Source organism: Niallia circulans (assembly GCF_003726095.1).
In the GTDB taxonomy this organism is placed as follows: domain Bacteria; phylum Bacillota; class Bacilli; order Bacillales; family Cytobacillaceae; genus Niallia; species Niallia circulans_A.
This window is the reverse complement of sequence record NZ_CP026031.1, coordinates 803,687-821,574: the sequence shown is the minus strand read 5'-3', so window position 1 is coordinate 821,574 and position 17,888 is coordinate 803,687. Positions and strand designations below refer to the sequence as shown.

The following is a 17,888-nucleotide window of genomic DNA, read 5'->3' as shown; positions in this document are numbered from 1 at the left end:
TTTTTTTAACTATCTACGTAGACCAAGTTTGTTAATTAAAACACGGTAACGTTGAACGTCTTTATTACGTAGGTAAGTTAAAAGATTACGACGTCTACCTACCATTTTCAAAAGACCACGACGTGAGTGATGATCCTTTTTATGTGTACGTAAATGTTCATTCAAATTATTGATTGACTCAGTAAGGACAGCGATTTGAACTTCTGGAGATCCAGTATCGTTCTCATGCGTTTTGTACTCATTGATAAGTTCGTTTTTACGTTCTTGAGTGATTGCCATCCTGTTTCACCTCCTAATTCTATTACACTAATCCCCAATTACCGAGCAAAACGTTGGTGATTCGATTTTGCCAAGCAAAGGTTGTTTTTAGTACGTCTTTAAGAATAACTGTTTTCTTTGGAAAAATCAAGACATAACCTTTTATTTTTTTATAAACAAAGAACATAAAAATAAAATCCAAAAAAAATTGACTACTATTGTAAGTCTTAGGGTATTTCTAGTCAGTCCTGCTAAAAATCACACTAGAAAACACTAGTTTCTTTCCATTATTTAGTTGGGATATATTTTTCAGTATATCCCAATCTAGTTAGAAGTATTCAGGTTGCTTTTTTTTTCTTATTGTGCCTTTTCATAAAAGTATTGTAAGGCGGTTTGCTTGTCTTTTTCAATTTGGGCTACTAGTTCGTCGATGCCATTGAATTTTTGTTCGCTTCTAATTCGTTTATGCCATTCAACGATTACGGAATGGCCATAAATATCTTGATGAAAGTCAAAAATATGGACTTCGATACTAATCTTTTTCTCATCGGGCTGAAAGGTCGGTTTTGTACCGAGGTTACAGACTCCTTCATACCATTTTTCATTGACAAAGAATCGAACTGCATATACACCTAGCGGAGGTAAAATGACATCGCTAGTTGATTTCACATTTGCTGTAGGAAAACCAATCGTTCTTCCGCGTTTGTCGCCATGGATAACCGTCCCATTTACTGAATAGTGTCTACCTAAAAGAGCAGGCACCTTTTCCATTTCACCATTATTTATAAGAGAGCGAATTAAAGTAGAACTTACTTTCTCGCCCCCAAAAGTCTCTTTGCCAATAATCGTTGTTTCATATTTACCACGTGAATGCTTAGAAAGAGTCTCGGCTGTGCCCTGAGCTTTCTTTCCATAAGTATAATCAAAACCGGCTACTACATGTTTCACATTTAAATCAATTAAATACAAATCAACGAATTCTTGAGGAGGCAAGCTAGCAAATTCAATCGTAAAATCGACAATAAATAAATAATCGATCCCTAAGTTTGCTAATTGTTCTACTTTTGCTTCAAAAGATGTTAAGTAATCTACTTTTTTTGTTTTTCCACCTAATACGATTGAAGGATGGGGGTCAAATGTCATCACCGCGCTGCTCCATCCATTTTCATCTGCCACTCTTTTCGCTTCGCCAATTACCTTTTGATGGCCAAGATGAACTCCGTCAAAGGAACCTAACGCAATGGAAATTGGCGGATTATCATGCTCTTTATTTCGTTCTGAATGGTTTATTCTAACTATCTTCACTGTGCTACTCACCTTTTCTAACAAATTTCTTTTTTTCTCATTTGTCGTTAAACTTTCTTTCAAGGTGAACGAGAGCATCAATGGTTACTCCAAGATTTTTAATATTTTGGACGGTTTGATTAATCCTTGTTTTGTTGGATGCTGAACATATATAGCTAACGCTTCACCTGTTGTTGTTTGAATGACAATTGGTTCCTGTTCATCTAGTAGATAAGCAGGAGTTTCTAATACCGTTCCGTTTCGTACCTTCATTGCTAATGTATCATTTATTTCATATTTCGGCAAATGTAAAAGCGCGTCTTCCAGTGGATAAATATAGTTTTCCAGCTTCCCATTTTCTACATATTTCTCTAGTTCTTCAAATGTTACACACTCTTGTTTCGTAAAGGCGGCAGAACGAGTTCGGCACAAGTCTGACATATGGGCAGGATACCCTAATTTTTCGCCGATCATAACAGCAAGTGTGCGAATATAGGTGCCTTTACTACAGCTCACTCTAAAACGGAAGGATACAGTGTCTCCCTGTAACACTTGCCATTCGTCGATTAAATCTAAGGAGTAAATGTTTACTTGCCTAGAAGGACGGTCAATCTCAATCCCTTGTCTAGCATATTCATAAAGCCTTTTCCCATTTACTTTAACAGCTGAATACATTGGTGGTGTTTGTGTAATTTCCCCTGTTAGTTCTCGTAAAATCGCTTCTATTCTATCTCGCGTAATGATTTCCGCTACTTTTTTCTCCTCGACCTTTTCGCCAGAACGATCCTCCGTTGTCGTAGAGTACCCTATCGTTACTTCTCCTACATATTCTTTTCCTGCGTCTGTTATATATTCAGCTACTTTTGTTGCTCTTCCTAAACAAATTGGTAATACACCAGTTACATCCGGATCCAATGTTCCAGTATGACCGATTCGTTTCATATGTAAAATCTTCCGCAAACGAAAAACACAATCATGGGAAGTAAGCCCCTTGGGCTTCCATAATGGTAAAATCCCTTCCATATACCTCATCCTTTATTCATTTTATGAAAAAAACTCTTAATCTTGAGTCCTCAATTGTAATATAATTTAAAAGTCTTGTTAATGCGGCGGAGGAAATTTGACTCCTGCCGGATTTGAGGGAAAACCACAAGGATATGCCGAGGAGGCTCCTCCGTCCAGCAGAAAGCAAGTTCCTAGAGTGGAATTCAATGGGCTTCATTTCCACCGCTTATAAAAAAACTCCTATCGTCCATCCATAAGTATCATGGAAAAAGTCCGATAGGAGCAAGTTTATGTTACATCATTTTCTTTCGTCATCACTGGACGGATTTTCTTTTGCTATTTGATGCAATAATGTATCAATTCTATTTCCGTAATCTATCGACTCATCAAATTCAAACGTAATTTCAGGAGTTTTGCGTAAACGAATTCTTTGTCCGATTTCAGAACGGATAAATCCTTTCGCTTTTGCTAGTCCTTTTAGTGTATTTTCCCGTTGTTCTTGGTCGCCAAGTACAGAAATATACACAGTTGCTTGTTGAAGGTCACCAGTAACATTAACGTCTGTAACCGTTACGAAACCAATGCGAGGATCTTTTATCTTACGGCTAATAATCTCGCCTAGTTCCTTCTTCATTTGTTCACCAACACGATTTGGTCTTAGACTCATCGCGCAATTCACCTCATTTTTTTAAAGCCATTCTATATCTGTTATGGTTCTCTCTATTTCAGGAAAAGAATCAATAAACTGTTGTGTCTGTTGCAGCACACCTTCAGCCGAAACTCGCGCAGAAGCAACGGTAACAACAGCAATTTTTGTTCTTTGCCAAGTATCTTGATACCCGACTTCTGAAATAGAGATATTAAATTTTTGCTTTAAGCGGGTCATAATTCTTTGCAGAACCGCCCGCTTTTCTTTTAATGAGTGGGCATCATAAATAATGCATTCCACTGACATTAATCCAACAATCATTTACGCTCAATTTCTTCCATTACATATGCTTCGATAATATCGCCTTCTTTAACATCGTTAAAGTTTTTGATGGTAATACCACATTCGTAACCTTGAGCTACTTCTTTTGCATCGTCCTTGAAACGTTTTAATGCATCAATTTCCCCTTCGAAAATAACAACACCATCACGGATTAAACGAATACCGCTGTCTCTTGTAATTTTCCCGTCCGTTACATAAGAGCCTGCAATGGTACCGATTTTAGAAACCTTGAAAGTTTGACGAATTTCCGCTTGACCAATAATCTTTTCTTGGAACTCAGGATCAAGCATCCCTTTCATCGCTGCTTCAATTTCTTCGATAACTTTATAGATAATACGGTGTAAGCGTACATCTACTTCTTCAGCATCTGCCGCTCTTTTCGCGTTTACGTCAGGACGTACATTAAATCCAATTACAATCGCATTTGATGCTGCAGCAAGGGTAATATCTGATTCATTAATCGCCCCTACACCTGTATGGATGATTTTTACGTTTACGCCTTCTACTTCGATTTTATAAAGAGCAGCTGCTAACGCTTCTGCTGAACCTTGAACATCGGCTTTAAGAACGATATTAATATCTTTCATTTCCCCTTGTTTCATATGTTCAAACAGGTTGTCTAAGCTGATTCTTGTTTTTTCAGATCTTTGCGCTTGAATCGCTTGTGTGGAACGAGCTTCTCCAATTTGTCTTGCAGTTTTCTCGTCTTTGAAAACAACAAAGCGATCACCAGCTTGAGGAACATCGTTTAACCCAGTGATTTCCACTGGCGTTGATGGTCCTGCTGTTTTAACTCGGCGGCCAAGATCATTAACCATTGCACGCACACGACCAAATGTGTTCCCAACAACAATCGGATCCCCTATATGCAATGTACCATTTTGTACAAGCAATGTTGCTACCGAACCTTTTCCTTTATCTAATTGTGCTTCAATAACAGTACCAACTGCATTACGGTCTGGATTTGCTTTATACTCTTCTACTTCTCCTACTAAAAGAATCATTTCAAGCAGAGAGTCAATACCTTCACCAGTTAAAGCGGAAAGTGGAACAAAGATAGTATCCCCACCCCAAGCTTCTGGTACTAATCCATGTTCTGTTAATTCTTGCATTACGCGATCTGGATTAGCGGTTGGTTTATCCATTTTATTAACAGCAACGATAATTGGAACCTCAGCTGCTTTTGCATGGTTAATTGCTTCAATTGTTTGTGGCATAACACCATCATCAGCAGCAACAACAAGAATTGTGATATCAGTGATTTTCGCACCACGTGCACGCATTGTAGTAAAGGCCGCATGTCCAGGTGTATCAAGGAAAGTAATTTTCTTGCCATTCTCCTCAATTTGGTATGCACCAATATGCTGAGTAATACCACCAGCTTCTCCTGCTGTTACTTTCGTATTACGTATGCTGTCAAGCAATGTTGTTTTCCCGTGGTCAACGTGTCCCATTATGGTAACAACAGATGGACGTTCTACTAATTCTACGCCTTCTTCATCTGCAAAGTATACTTCTAGATCTGTCGTATCAATTTGGATTTCCTCTTCGACCTCTACACCATAATCTGTACAGATTAATTCAATTGCATCTTTATCTAATTCTTGGTTGATGGTTGCCATCACACCAAGAAGGAATAATTTTTTGATGATTTCAGATGGTTCTCGGTGCAATTTTTTTGCTAATTCAGCAACGGTTAACGATTCACTGAATGTAATTTTCTCTGGTAATTCTTTTTCTTTTTTCGGAGCTGGCGGTGCAGCTGGAGCAGTATTTTGCTTCCCTTTACGATTGTTATTTCTATTCTTATTGTTATTATTATTATTTTTTGGTTTGTTAAAACCTGGCTTATTATCTTTAGTATTTTTCACAGATTGATTTACTTTCCCCTTTTCAGCCATTTCATCGCTTTCTTTTTCATACTCGTCGGCGATATTTTTAGCAGCCACTTTCGCAGCTGGCGCTTTTGGCTTATTTTCTTCATTCTTTTTATTATATATACTATCTAATTTTTTGACTGTATCCTCTTCCAATGTAGTCATATGGTTTGAGACTTCTATATTCATCTCTTTTAATTTTGCAATAACATCCTTGCTTGAAATGTTATATTTTTTTGCGTATTCGTATACTCGCACTTTACTCATCATTTCACCCCCGCTAGAATTAATCGAGCAGCGTTAAAAGTTTTTTTGCAAATCCATTATCCAAAACAGCGACAACCACTCGTTGTTCTTTCCCTATTGCTTTACCTAGGATTTCCCTATTTGAAACAAGCTTCACTGGTACTTTATAGGAACGACATTTATCAGTGATTTTCTTTGTCGTGTTTTGTGACGCATCTTCCGACAATAATATTAGCTTTGCATTACCGCTTCTAATTTCTTTAACGGTCAATTCCTCACCTGAGGTTATTTTCCGTGCTCGATTTGCTAAGCCAAGTAATGACATCCACTTGTTATCGTTCATTTGGATTGTCTTTGCTCCTTATCTATTAGTTCTAACAGCTCGTCATAAACTGTATCATCTACAGTAACTTCAAGCTGGCTAGAAAGAATATTCTTCTTCTTGGCTAATAGTACTGCTTCTTTATCCAATGAGAGATATGCTCCTCGACCAGATTTTTTTCCCGTTAAATCGACGGATACAATCCCTTCTTTGGAACGAACGATGCGAACTAGTTCTTTCTTCGGCTTCATTTCACCGGTAGCAACACATTTACGCATTGGTACTTTTCTTGGTTTGTTCACACACATTCACCTCTATCACTCGAAATCTTCTGTGTTTAAGCGGAAATCATCCTCTTCTACTTCATCATCAAACTTAATCAATGAATTTTCAGTAGGATAAATTCCAGCTTCTCTTGCTTCTGACTCGGATTTGATATCAATTTTCCAGCCTGTTAGCTTTGCAGCCAGACGTGCATTTTGGCCTCGCTTTCCGATAGCCAGCGACAATTGATAATCGGGAACAATAACCGTTGTTGCTTTATCTTCTTCGTTTACAATAACTTCTAATACCTTTGAAGGACTAAGAGCATTTGCAACGAAAACAGTAGGATCACTTGACCACTTAACAATATCAATCTTTTCCCCTTTTAACTCATTAACAATCGTCTGTACACGAGTTCCTTTTGGGCCTACACATGAACCTACCGGATCTACCTCTTCGTTCTCAGAATGAACAGAAATCTTAGAGCGATCTCCCGCTTCACGAGCAACTGATTTTATTTCAACTGTACCATCATAAATTTCAGGTACTTCCATCTCAAATAATCTTTTAAGTAGCCCAGGATGTGTTCTAGACACAAAGATTTGGGGACCTTTTGTTGTCTTTTCCACTTTTGTCAGGAAAACTTTAATACGATCATGCGGTTTATAATGCTCATTAGGCATTTGTTCATTTGTTGGTAAAATCGCTTCAATTTTGCCTAAGCTGACGTAAATAAATTTACTGTCTTGGCGTTGAACAATTCCTGTCATGATATCTTCTTCGCGATCAATAAATTCAGAATAAATAATTCCTCTTTCTGCTTCGCGAACTCTTTGTGTTACTACTTGTTTAGCAGTTTGGGCAGCAATTCTACCAAAGTCTTTTGGCGTTACTTCCAACTCCACTACATCTTCCACTTCATAGTTTGGATTAATTCTTTGTGCATCTTCTAAAGAAATTTCAAGACGTGGGTCAAACACCTCATCTACTACTTCTTTTCTAGCAAATACACGCATAGATCCAGCACCTAAATTCAAATCAATTCGTACATTTTGTGCTTGGTTAAAATTACGACGGTAAGCGGAGATCAAAGCTGCTTCCATGGCATCCATGATCACTTCACGTGATATTCCTTTTTCTTTTTCAAGTAACACTAGAGCATCAACTAATTCACTGCTCATGAGCGTTTATCCCCCTTTATTCTCTTTTATGAAAAATTATAATGATCGATTACAAAAGACATTTTATCGATTCTTTATACATTATGAAAAACTAACTGCAAGTCTTGCTTTTGCCACTTTTTCGTATGGAATCTCAATCGTTTTCTTTCTTGTTTTAATTTTCACTTCAACTGTTACTGTTTTACCATCAAAAGCTGTTAAGACTCCTTCGAATGTTTTTTCCTTTTCAATCGGTTCATATGTTTTAATATAGACATTTTTTCCAATCGCTTTTTCAAAGTCTTTGTCTTTTTTTAATGGTCGCTCTGCTCCAGGTGAAGAAACCTCAAGAAAATAGTTTTCTGAAATCGGATCGACTTCATCTAACTTCTCACTAAGTTTTTCACTAACGACTGCACATTCATCAATATCTACACCTGTATCTTTGTCAATATATACCCGTAAAAACCAGTTTGGTCCCTCTTTTACATATTCGACATCTACTAATTCTAAGTGTAGTTCATCTAAAATAGGATGTACCATTTCTTCGACTATTTCTGTTACTTTGCTCAAAATTTTTCCCTCCTTAAGCAAGGAACCTTATTATGTTTTTAGAGTCAACTTAGCAGCCTGAAATATGTACTCTTTGTTGCTCATCCATCAAATCAGCGATACCCTTTCCTTTGATTTTAGGAAAAAAAACCCTAATACAAACAGGAAAGAGTGGGTTGCCCCACTCTCCATTCGCGAAAGTTATCCTTAGTATTTCCAAATAAACTATACCATAACCACTTCATTTATGCAAATGAAAGTCCGTAGTTTCAAGGTTTCTTCTCTTATTAAGAAAGAGTTTTAGAATAAAGAAAGCTGGTTTTGATCTGGCATATCAGCTAAGCACCCATGATTCTCTAGATATTGCATAATTGTTTTTGATACTTTTCCACGCTGCTGTAAATCCTCTTTCGATAAGAATTCACCATCTTTTCTTGCTTCTACAATATTAATGGCAGCATTTGTCCCAAGTCCAGGAATACTGTTAAACGGAGGGATAAGAGAGTTTCCTTCAATAATAAATTCAGTAGCACTTGATTTATATAAGTCCACTTTCTTAAATGTGTATCCTCTTTCTACCATTTCAAAAGCAAGCTCCATTACCGTTAATAAGTTTTTCTCTTTCGTTGATGCATCTAATCCTTTTGCCGTAATTTCATCAATTACTGCTTTAATACTATGGGATCCTTTTACCATTGCATCAATATCAAAATCATCGGCGCGAACGGTAAAATAAGCTGCATAATATAATAGGGCATGATGCACTTTAAAATAGGCAATTCTTACTGCCATTAAGACATATGCAGCAGCATGGGCTTTAGGAAACATGTATTTTATTTTTTTACAAGAATCAATATACCATTCTGGTACTTCATTCTTTCTCATTTCCTCTTCCATTTCATCTGTCAGGCCTTTTCCTTTACGCACGCTTTCCATAATCTTGAAAGCAAAACTTGGATCAAGACCTTGATATATCAAATAAACCATAATATCATCACGACATCCGATTACTTCACTTAAGTTACAAATATTATTATGAATAAGTTCTTGTGCATTTCCTAACCATACATCTGTACCATGGGACAAGCCAGAAATCTGTACTAATTCAGAAAAAGTTGTCGGCTTTGTATCTTCTAACATTTGTCGAACAAATTTTGTTCCAAATTCAGGGATACCAAATGTTCCCGTTTTGCAATAAATTTGTTCTGGTGTTACTCCAAGGGACTCGGTACCACTGAATATTTTCATTACTTCAGGATCATCTGTTGGAATGGTCTTTGGATCAATTCCACTTAAATCTTGAAGCATTCTAATAACAGTTGGATCATCGTGCCCTAGAATATCAAGCTTTAGAACATTATCATGGATGGAATGGAAATCAAAATGGGTTGTTTTCCATTCAGAATTCCGATCATCTGCCGGAAATTGAATTGGCGTAAAATCGTACACATCCATATAGTCGGGGATTACAATGATTCCCCCTGGATGCTGACCGGTTGTACGTTTAACCCCAGTACATCCAGATGCTAATCGATCAATTTCTGCACCGCGAATTTGTAAATTATTATCATTTTGATATGCCTTTACATAGCCATATGCTGTTTTATCCGCAACTGTACCAATTGTACCTGCGCGATACACATACTCCTCACCGAAGAGCACTTTTGTATAGTTATGTGCTTTTGGCTGATATTCACCAGAAAAGTTCAAATCAATATCAGGAACCTTATCTCCTTTAAATCCTAGGAAAGTTTCAAATGGAATATCGTGACCATCTTTCTTCAAGCGAGCCCCACAGTTAGGACAATTTTTATCTGGCAAGTCAAAGCCAGATCCAACCGAACCATCGTTAAAAAACTCCGAGTATTTACATTCTGCACAAATATAATGTGGCGGCAATGGATTAACCTCGGTTATCTCTGTCATGGTAGCTACAAAGGAAGAACCAACGGATCCACGCGAACCTACTAAGTATCCGTCATCTAACGACTTTTTCACGAGCTTATGGGAAATCAAGTAAATTACGGCAAATCCATGACCAATAATACTTTTTAGTTCCTTTTCTAAGCGTGCTTCTACGATTTCTGGTAACTCATCACCATAAATACGTCTAGCCATGCCATAGCTCATTTCCCGCATCTCTTCTTCTGATCCTTCAATTTTCGGTGTATAAAGATCATCTTTGATTGGTTTAATAACATCAATCATATCGGCAATTTTATTAGTATTTGTTACGACTATTTCTTTTGCCTTTTCTTTTCCGAGGAAACTGAAGCAGTCCAGCATTTCATTTGTTGTACGAAAATGGACATTTGGAAGCTTATGGCGATTAAGCGGATTCGCTCCACCTTGTGAACCAACTAGAATTTCTCGATAGATTTTATCGTTAGGATTTTGATAGTGCACATTCCCTGTAGCAACAACTGGTATATCTAACTTATCCCCAAGTTTTACGATATTCCCGATTATTTCTTCTAATGCTTTTTCATCTTGTACTAGCTCCATTTCAATTAAATGAGCGTACACCTCTTTTGGCATTACTTCTAAATAATCATAAAATGGCGCAATATCTTCTACTTCTTCTGGAGCCTTTTGCATCATTGCTTCAAAGACTTCCCCTTTATCACAAGCTGATCCTACTAATAAACCTTCTCGATATTTTTGCAAGACTGATCTCGGAATACGAGGAACACGATAGAAGTAATTAATATGTGCAATCGAAACGAGTTTAAAGAGATTTTTAAGACCTACCTCATTTTGTGCGAGCACTGTACAGTGATAAGGCCGTGCCCTTTGGTAGGCATTTCCTTGTCCCATATTATCATTTAATTGATTATGATTCGTGATGCCCTTTTCAGCAGCATCTTTTAACATTTTTAAAGCGAGATATCCAGTAGCTTCAGCATCATAAATGGCGCGGTGATGCTGAGTTAATTCGATATCGAATTTCTTCGCGAGTGTATTTAAACGATGATTTTTCATTTCTGGGTATAAAAATCTCCCCAGTTCCAATGTATCAATGACCGCATTTGTCGATTTAGGCAGCCCTGCCTTCTGATAGCCGACATTCAAAAAGCCAACATCAAAGGAGGCATTATGAGCAACTAAGATACTATCGCCTGTCCAATCTGCAAACTTGCGTAAGACGATATCAATTTCTGGTGCACTTTCTACCATATCATCAGTAATACCGGTTAAATTAATGGTTGTCGCAGAAAGACGATGATGCGGATTGGCAAAAGATTCAAATCGATCGATAATTTCTCCATTATGAATTTTAACTGCAGCCAGTTCAATAATCGTGTTATATACAGCCGAAAGTCCAGTTGTCTCCACGTCGAATACTACATAGGTCGCATCCTCTAACTCGATATCCTTTGGATTATAAGCTATTGGTACACCGTCATCTACCAGATTCATTTCGACGCCATAAAGAATTTTAACGTCATTTTTCTTTCCAGCACCAAAAGCTTCCGGGAATGATTGCGCAACAGCATGATCCGTGATAGCAATTGCTTTATGTCCCCATTTTTTCGCTTGGCCCACAAGAGTTGCGACAGATGAAACAGCATCCATTTGACTCATTGGTGTATGAAGATGCAGCTCAACTCGTTTTTCATCCTCTTTAGCGGTATCCTTCCGCTCAACAGGCTTAATTTCATTTAAATCATTTCCTATCATCACTAAATCGCGAACGAATGTATCATTTTGAATGCTTCCCCGTGCTCTAAGCCACATTCCTTTTTTGACCAATTGGAAAAGAGCTGCATCCTCTTTATCACGAGAGAACATTTTGACGAGGATAGAGCTTGTATAATCTGTTATTTTAAAGGTTAATAGCGTTCGCCCACTGCGCAGCTCTTTTGTTTCTGCAAAGAAGACATATCCTTGAACTGTAACACGTCTTTCTTCATCGACAATCTCTTCCATACGACGATAATCGCTATCATCTTTGATCGTTAAGCCGATTGTTAATGGACCACTTGGAATTGGCGAATCACCAGCTTCTTTTTCAGCTTCCATCTTCTGGATATCTAATAAAGCTTGTTTTCCTCTTTCTTCATCCTCTTTTTGCTTCGCAAGCAAGAATTGTTCATACTCTGAATTTGATTTTTCTGCAACTATTTCTGTGTCTAAACTCATTGCAGGGAAACCAAAATATTGATAGGCGTCTGTTATTAAATTAGCGTATTTACGCTTAATCGCTAAGCCTTCCATTTCATTTCTAACTTGAATTGTCAGCTTATTTCCATTTAATTGCGGCACTTGTTCATTTAATAGTTTTAATAGCGGTGGAGAAATTCCTTGCATCTCCTCTATACATGCAGACCAATAGTCTCGAATTAATACATCTGTAACGATTCCATTTCTTACTCGAATATCATACGTAATAGTAGCAATATGAGAAAAACTACTTTTTAACTTGGCAGTAAATAATTGATAGATTTGAAATGGAATGATATCATCAAACAAAAAATGAAAATGCCACTTTTTGGACCGTTTTTCGACAACAATTTTTTCTATACTTGCGTTGCGAAAATGGGAAATATATGAATCCTCCGTTAATTGCAATTGTTGCAGCAAAATCTGGAAACGATCTACTTTCCCCTGTATATCACTCATTTATGTCGCTCCTTCCAATCTTGCTTATTTTCTATAAAAAATATTATATCACAGAAATAAACTGTTCTTTTCCTTAATGCAGTTTAGCATACAATCTAATCTACAAAAAGAAAAAGATTTAGCCAATTGCTAAACCTTTTTCTTTTATCCTGTTTGTGCTCACCCTTCTACTTGTGTTAAGCGAAGAATCGTAGCAGCAAGTTCACTTTCATGTACTTCTAGCATTTCTCCTGTACTTCTGACTTTTACTTCTACGATACCTTCAGCTGCTTTTTTACCAACTGTTATGCGAATTGGAAGTCCGATTAAATCAGAATCAGCAAATTTTACACCTGCGCGCTCAGCACGGTCATCTACTAATACATCAAAACGATTAGCCTTTAATGTTGCATATAATTTTTCGGATAACTCATTTTGTGTGTCATCTTTTGTATTTACAGTAATTAAATGAATATCAAATGGCGCTACAGCATTTGGCCATACAATCCCTCTGTCATCATTAAATTGCTCCACTATCGCTGCCATTGTTCTTGACACACCAATTCCATAGCAACCCATAATAAGTGCTTGGCTTCTACCATTTTCATCTAAATAGGTCGCGCCCATTGCTTCACTATATCGAGTACCAAGCTTAAAGACATGGCCTACTTCAATTCCTTTAGCAAAAGTAATCGTACCTTTTCCATCTGGTGATAGGTCACCTTCTTGAATAAAACGGATATCTGCATATTGATCGACAGCAAAATCACGGTCTGGATTTACATTCACATAATGGTAATGCTCTTCATTTGCCCCACAAACACCATTTACAATTGCTTTCACAGCGTGATCTGCAATTACTTCTACCTCTTTCACGTTAATTGGACCTATTGAACCAACTTTGCTTCCTAATACTTGTTCCGTATCTGCCTGATCTGCTAATTCTACTACATTTGCTTCTAAAAGATTCTTCACCTTAATATCATTTACTTCGTGGTCACCGCGAACTAATACTAGAACAAACCTTTCATCAACTTTAAATAAAAGAGATTTAATGCATTTTTCTGCTGCTACATTTAAGAAAGAAGAAACTTCTTCAATAGTTTTTTGTTCTTTTGTTTCTACTTTTTCTAATTTTTTAGCAGGCTCGTCCGATTTATCATAGGAATTAATAACAGGTGCCATTTCAATATTTGCAGCATAATTAGATTCCGTTGAATACGCAATCGTATCTTCTCCAACATCAGATAACACCATGAATTCATGCGTATCCTTTCCGCCCATTGCTCCACTATCTGCAATAACTGCCCGATAATTTAAGCCGCAGCGCTCAAAAATATTGCAATATGCTTGGAAAATTGAGTCATAAACCTCCCCTAAGCTTTCATGCGTCGAATGGAAGCTGTAGGCATCTTTCATAATAAACTCTCTGCCGCGTAAAATTCCAAAACGGGGTCTTTTCTCATCTCTGAATTTCGTTTGGATTTGATAAAGCGTTAATGGTAAACGCTTATAGGATTTTACCTCATCACGAACTAGGCTAGTTATCACTTCTTCATGTGTGGCACCTAAAGCAAATTCTCTACTATTACGGTCTTTTAGGCGCATTAATTCAGGTCCGTAAGTAAACCATCTGCCGGATTCTTGCCATAATTCTGCTTGCTGCAATGCAGGCATTAATAACTCCACTCCACCAGCTGCATCCATTTCTTCACGAATAATTTGTTCAATTTTCTTTATTACTTTGTTTGCTAGTGGTAAATAAGAATAGATACCACTTGCGTTTTGTCTAATATAGCCTGCTCTTAATAAAAGCTGATGGCTTTTAATATCTGCATCTGCTGGTACTTCTCTTAATGTTGGAATTAACATTTTACTTTGCTTCATCTATCATTGCACCTCTATTATTTATGTTGTTATTAAGTTGTTACGGGATATATTACGTATTTAAGTCTAGTATCTTGTACTGCAGTCAACCGTCTCATACCTATTATCAAAAAAAGATTTTCCTGACAAAACAACATTCCCCTTACAATAAGGGGAATGAAAAGTATCCTACTGTATAAAAAATCGTTGGATATCATTCCAAGTGACGACAATCATCAATAACATGAGCAAGGCGAATCCAATAAAATGAACGATGCCCTCTTTTTGCCGGTCAATTGGTTTACCACGAACTGCTTCAATTGCAAAGAACAATAGTCGCCCACCGTCTAATGCAGGTAACGGAAGAAGATTCATAATACCTAAGTTAATACTTAAAACAGCCGCCCAATTCATTAAGGAATAGACACCTGATTGAGCAACCGTATCGGTTGATTGATAAATGGCTACAGGTCCACCTAAAGCATCAATCGAAAATTGGCCAGTTACTAGTTTACCAACTGCACCAAAAATTTCCTTTGTCCAATTATAGGTTTGTGTTGCACCAAATTGGATAGACTTTAATGGTGATTTCTCCATTGGGCTGTATACACCAACTAACCCAATTGTTTTTCCATCTACTTCCGATTCTTTAGGCGTTACCTCAATCGTCATTTCTTTTCCATTACGATCGATTAAAAATTCTAGGTTCTCTCCAGGACTTTTTTGAATAATGGTAACAACTTCTTCCCAAGAACCTACAGATTGTCCGTCGATACTAATGACATTATCACCTTCATGCAGTCCTGCACTAATTGCAACTCCATCATCTGTTAACTTACCAAGCTTTGCTTCATTTGAAGGAATTCCTTGTAATAAGGCAATCACAATAAAAATAAGAAAAGCTAACACAAAGTTCATGGCCGGACCTGCAAAAATAGCAAGTGTGCGCTGCCATAGTGACTTACTGGCAAATTGGCGATCATATGGTGCAATTTGTGTTTCGATTCCATTTTCAACAAAAACTGCATCCTTTTTCACAGGAAAAACGAGAAGATTATCTTCATTGTCTTCCTCAACATATCCTTTCACAAAAAGCTTATGCTCTAAATCAGCATCCTCTACATTAATAACACGAGCATTCGGATACTTTTCTTTATTGTTTATAATAATTTTCGTTACTTCTTCTTTATCATTAAGGATTATGCCGATGCGATGACCAGGTTTTATATCAACCATTTCAGGATCTTCTCCAGCCATCCGCACATAACCCCCAATTGGCAGAAGGCGAATCGTATAAACAGTTTCTCCCTTTTTTAAAGAAAGAACTTTAGGTCCCATTCCAATTGCGAATTCACGACATAAAATGCCTGCACGTTTAGCTAATACGAAATGCCCTAATTCGTGGAAAAAAACTAACGCACCAAAAATGATGATAAAAGCTATAACTGTATACAAAATTTTTAACCACCTTTTTATAGAAGTGTGCTTACTCTTTTTCTTGTTTCTAAGTCAATCTCTTGGATCACTTCAAGACTAGGGTTTAGTATATTCTGATGACTATTTAGTGCTTTTTCAATTAAATCTTCAATTTGCAGAAAGCTAATTTCTTGTTTTAAAAATTTTTGTACTGCCACTTCATTAGCTGCATTTAATACTGTTGGTAAAGTTCCACCTGCTTTTCCAGCCTCAAAGGCTAAATGAAGACATCTAAATCTCTCTAAGTCCATATGCTGAAAATGCAACTTTCCCATCGCAGCTAAATCTAATCTTTTCCCATTCGCAGCTGGAAGACGCTCTGGAAACGAAAGAGCATATTGAATGGGTATTCGCATATCTGGAGTACCTAATTGAGCGATTACACTACTATCATGGAATTCTACCATTGAATGAATGATACTTTCTTTATGTAGTAATACATCTATTTTCTCATATGGAAGTCCAAATAACCAGTGTGCCTCAATTACTTCTAACCCCTTATTCATCATTGTCGCCGAATCAATCGTAATTTTTGCACCCATTGACCAATTTGGATGATTTAAAGCATCATCCACTGTCACCTGCTCTAACTCTTTTCTACTAAGGTCGCGGAAGCTTCCTCCAGAGGCAGTAATAATGAGGCGCTCAATATTTTTCGGGTTTTCCCCTTGTAAACATTGAAAAATAGCAGAATGCTCACTATCAACTGGTAATACAGGAACATTATATTTTGCCGCTGCATCCATCACAATATGTCCAGCAGTAACCAATGTCTCCTTATTCGCAATCGCTATAACTTTTCCCGCTTCAATTGCTTGTAATGTTGGATGTAACCCAACACTACCGATTACTGCATTTACCAGTATATCTGCTTTATCAAAAACGGCTACTTCTATCAATCCATCCATTCCATAGCTAAAATGGATATCTGGGAAGATTTGTTTTAATTGCTCATAATCTTTTTTTTCTGCAACAGATACAAGCAGCGGACGAAATTCTTGAATGATCTTTTTTGTTAATTCTATATTTTTTCCTGATGAAAAGGCAACTAATTCAAACCTATCTGAATGACTTTTAATAACATCCAAGGTTTGCATTCCAATCGATCCTGTCGCCCCTAGCAAACTAATATTCTTCACTACCTCACTCCTACACCCAATTTTTCTACTATTTATTCTAAATTAAATGAAGAAAACGTTCAAAGATAAAATAAAGCAGTGGCCAGACAAAAATAAGACTGTCAAACCGATCAAGAATTCCGCCATGCCCTGGTAATAACTTTCCTGAGTCCTTCACATCATAGTGACGTTTTAACGCAGATTCTGTTAAATCACCAATTTGTCCAAAAATAGATAAGATGATGGTAGTAAAAGCAAAACCTATAGACCATTCTATGTATCCAAACACACTAAATAGAACTCCTACTACTAAAGCACTGACAATCCCGCCAATAAATCCTTCAACTGTTTTATTTGGACTTATTTCTGGCCATAATTTTCGTTTTCCAATTGCTCTTCCGATGAAGTATGCACCAGAATCAGTTGCCCAAATGATAAATAGCGAATAAATAAGAAAAGCTAAATCGGTTTCTCTAATTTCAATAAAGAAATGGAATCCTGTTCCAATGTAGATGACAGCTAATATAGTAAAAGCAACATCATCAAATGTAAATTTATTTTTAGAAAAAACCATATACGTTAAATAAAATAAAACAGCAATTAAGCCCAATTCTATTTTATTCATATTCCATGAACTTATATAATGATTCGGCAGGACAATCATCCATACGGTAACTAATGAAATAAACCCTGGAATAGAAAAGAACGAAATTTTTCTCATTCTAAACATTTCAAATACACCAATTCCAACTAATAGAAAAGTAAAAAGAACTAATGGTAGTTTTCCAATTAATACAAATGGTAAAAAAACGGCTATTGCAATAATTGCTGTAATGATTCTTTGCTTCATCTCTAAACCAACTCTCT

At 36.9% G+C, this 17,888-nt stretch carries 15 protein-coding genes; all 15 read right to left on the bottom strand.

From position 1 onward, the window contains the following. Positions 1-9: 9 nt before the first annotated feature. Complete coding sequence (gene rpsO / locus C2I06_RS03730; protein WP_016201171.1) at positions 10-279, bottom strand: 30S ribosomal protein S15; 270 nt, start codon at positions 277-279, stop codon at positions 10-12. Between the two features lie 336 nt (positions 280-615). Next, positions 616-1,563: a bifunctional riboflavin kinase/FAD synthetase gene (ribF, locus tag C2I06_RS03725; RefSeq protein ID WP_095329317.1), complete on the bottom strand. Its 948-nt coding sequence runs from the start codon at positions 1,561-1,563 to the stop codon at positions 616-618. Positions 1,564-1,647: 84 nt separating this feature from the next. Beyond that, on the bottom strand, positions 1,648-2,565 hold the full coding sequence (gene truB, locus C2I06_RS03720; protein ID WP_095329223.1) for a tRNA pseudouridine(55) synthase TruB: 918 nt from the start codon (positions 2,563-2,565) through the stop codon (positions 1,648-1,650). 280 nt (positions 2,566-2,845) lie between these two features. Continuing rightward, positions 2,846-3,214, bottom strand: a complete 369-nt coding sequence (gene rbfA / locus C2I06_RS03715) for a 30S ribosome-binding factor RbfA (protein WP_095329222.1) — start codon at positions 3,212-3,214, stop codon at positions 2,846-2,848. Between the two features lie 21 nt (positions 3,215-3,235). After that, complete coding sequence (locus tag C2I06_RS03710; protein WP_095329221.1) at positions 3,236-3,517, bottom strand: DUF503 domain-containing protein; 282 nt, start codon at positions 3,515-3,517, stop codon at positions 3,236-3,238. Continuing rightward, entirely contained in the window at positions 3,514-5,682 is a 2,169-nt protein-coding gene (gene infB / locus C2I06_RS03705; RefSeq protein WP_123257469.1) for a translation initiation factor IF-2, read from the bottom strand. The genes C2I06_RS03710 and infB overlap by 4 nt, the downstream gene beginning before the upstream one ends. A gap of 19 nt (positions 5,683-5,701) precedes the next feature. After that, positions 5,702-6,004: a YlxQ family RNA-binding protein gene (locus tag C2I06_RS03700; protein ID WP_016201165.1), complete on the bottom strand. Its 303-nt coding sequence runs from the start codon at positions 6,002-6,004 to the stop codon at positions 5,702-5,704. Next, the gene (gene rnpM, locus C2I06_RS03695; RefSeq protein ID WP_095329219.1) at positions 6,001-6,285 is read right to left on the bottom strand and encodes an RNase P modulator RnpM; all 285 of its coding nucleotides are present in this window, start codon (positions 6,283-6,285) and stop codon (positions 6,001-6,003) included. The genes C2I06_RS03700 and rnpM overlap by 4 nt, the downstream gene beginning before the upstream one ends. Before the next feature lie 15 nt (positions 6,286-6,300). Beyond that, positions 6,301-7,428 (bottom strand): transcription termination factor NusA, encoded by a 1,128-nt coding sequence (gene nusA, locus C2I06_RS03690; protein ID WP_095329218.1) that lies wholly within the window; start codon positions 7,426-7,428, stop codon positions 6,301-6,303. Between the two features lie 81 nt (positions 7,429-7,509). Beyond that, on the bottom strand, positions 7,510-7,983 hold the full coding sequence (gene rimP / locus C2I06_RS03685; RefSeq protein ID WP_171510308.1) for a ribosome maturation factor RimP: 474 nt from the start codon (positions 7,981-7,983) through the stop codon (positions 7,510-7,512). A 276-nt stretch (positions 7,984-8,259) separates the two neighbouring features. Continuing rightward, positions 8,260-12,582, bottom strand: coding sequence for a PolC-type DNA polymerase III (locus C2I06_RS03680; protein ID WP_123257467.1), 4,323 nt, complete (start codon positions 12,580-12,582; stop codon positions 8,260-8,262). 159 nt (positions 12,583-12,741) lie between these two features. After that, a complete protein-coding gene (locus tag C2I06_RS03675) occupies positions 12,742-14,448 on the bottom strand; it encodes a proline--tRNA ligase (protein WP_123257466.1) in 1,707 nt (568 codons plus the stop codon). A gap of 168 nt (positions 14,449-14,616) precedes the next feature. Continuing rightward, positions 14,617-15,882: an RIP metalloprotease RseP gene (rseP, locus tag C2I06_RS03670; RefSeq protein ID WP_123257465.1), complete on the bottom strand. Its 1,266-nt coding sequence runs from the start codon at positions 15,880-15,882 to the stop codon at positions 14,617-14,619. Positions 15,883-15,899: 17 nt separating this feature from the next. Beyond that, positions 15,900-17,042: a 1-deoxy-D-xylulose-5-phosphate reductoisomerase gene (gene dxr / locus C2I06_RS03665; protein WP_123257464.1), complete on the bottom strand. Its 1,143-nt coding sequence runs from the start codon at positions 17,040-17,042 to the stop codon at positions 15,900-15,902. A gap of 37 nt (positions 17,043-17,079) precedes the next feature. Next, complete coding sequence (locus tag C2I06_RS03660; protein ID WP_095329212.1) at positions 17,080-17,871, bottom strand: phosphatidate cytidylyltransferase; 792 nt, start codon at positions 17,869-17,871, stop codon at positions 17,080-17,082. Between the last annotated feature and the right edge of the window lie 17 nt (positions 17,872-17,888).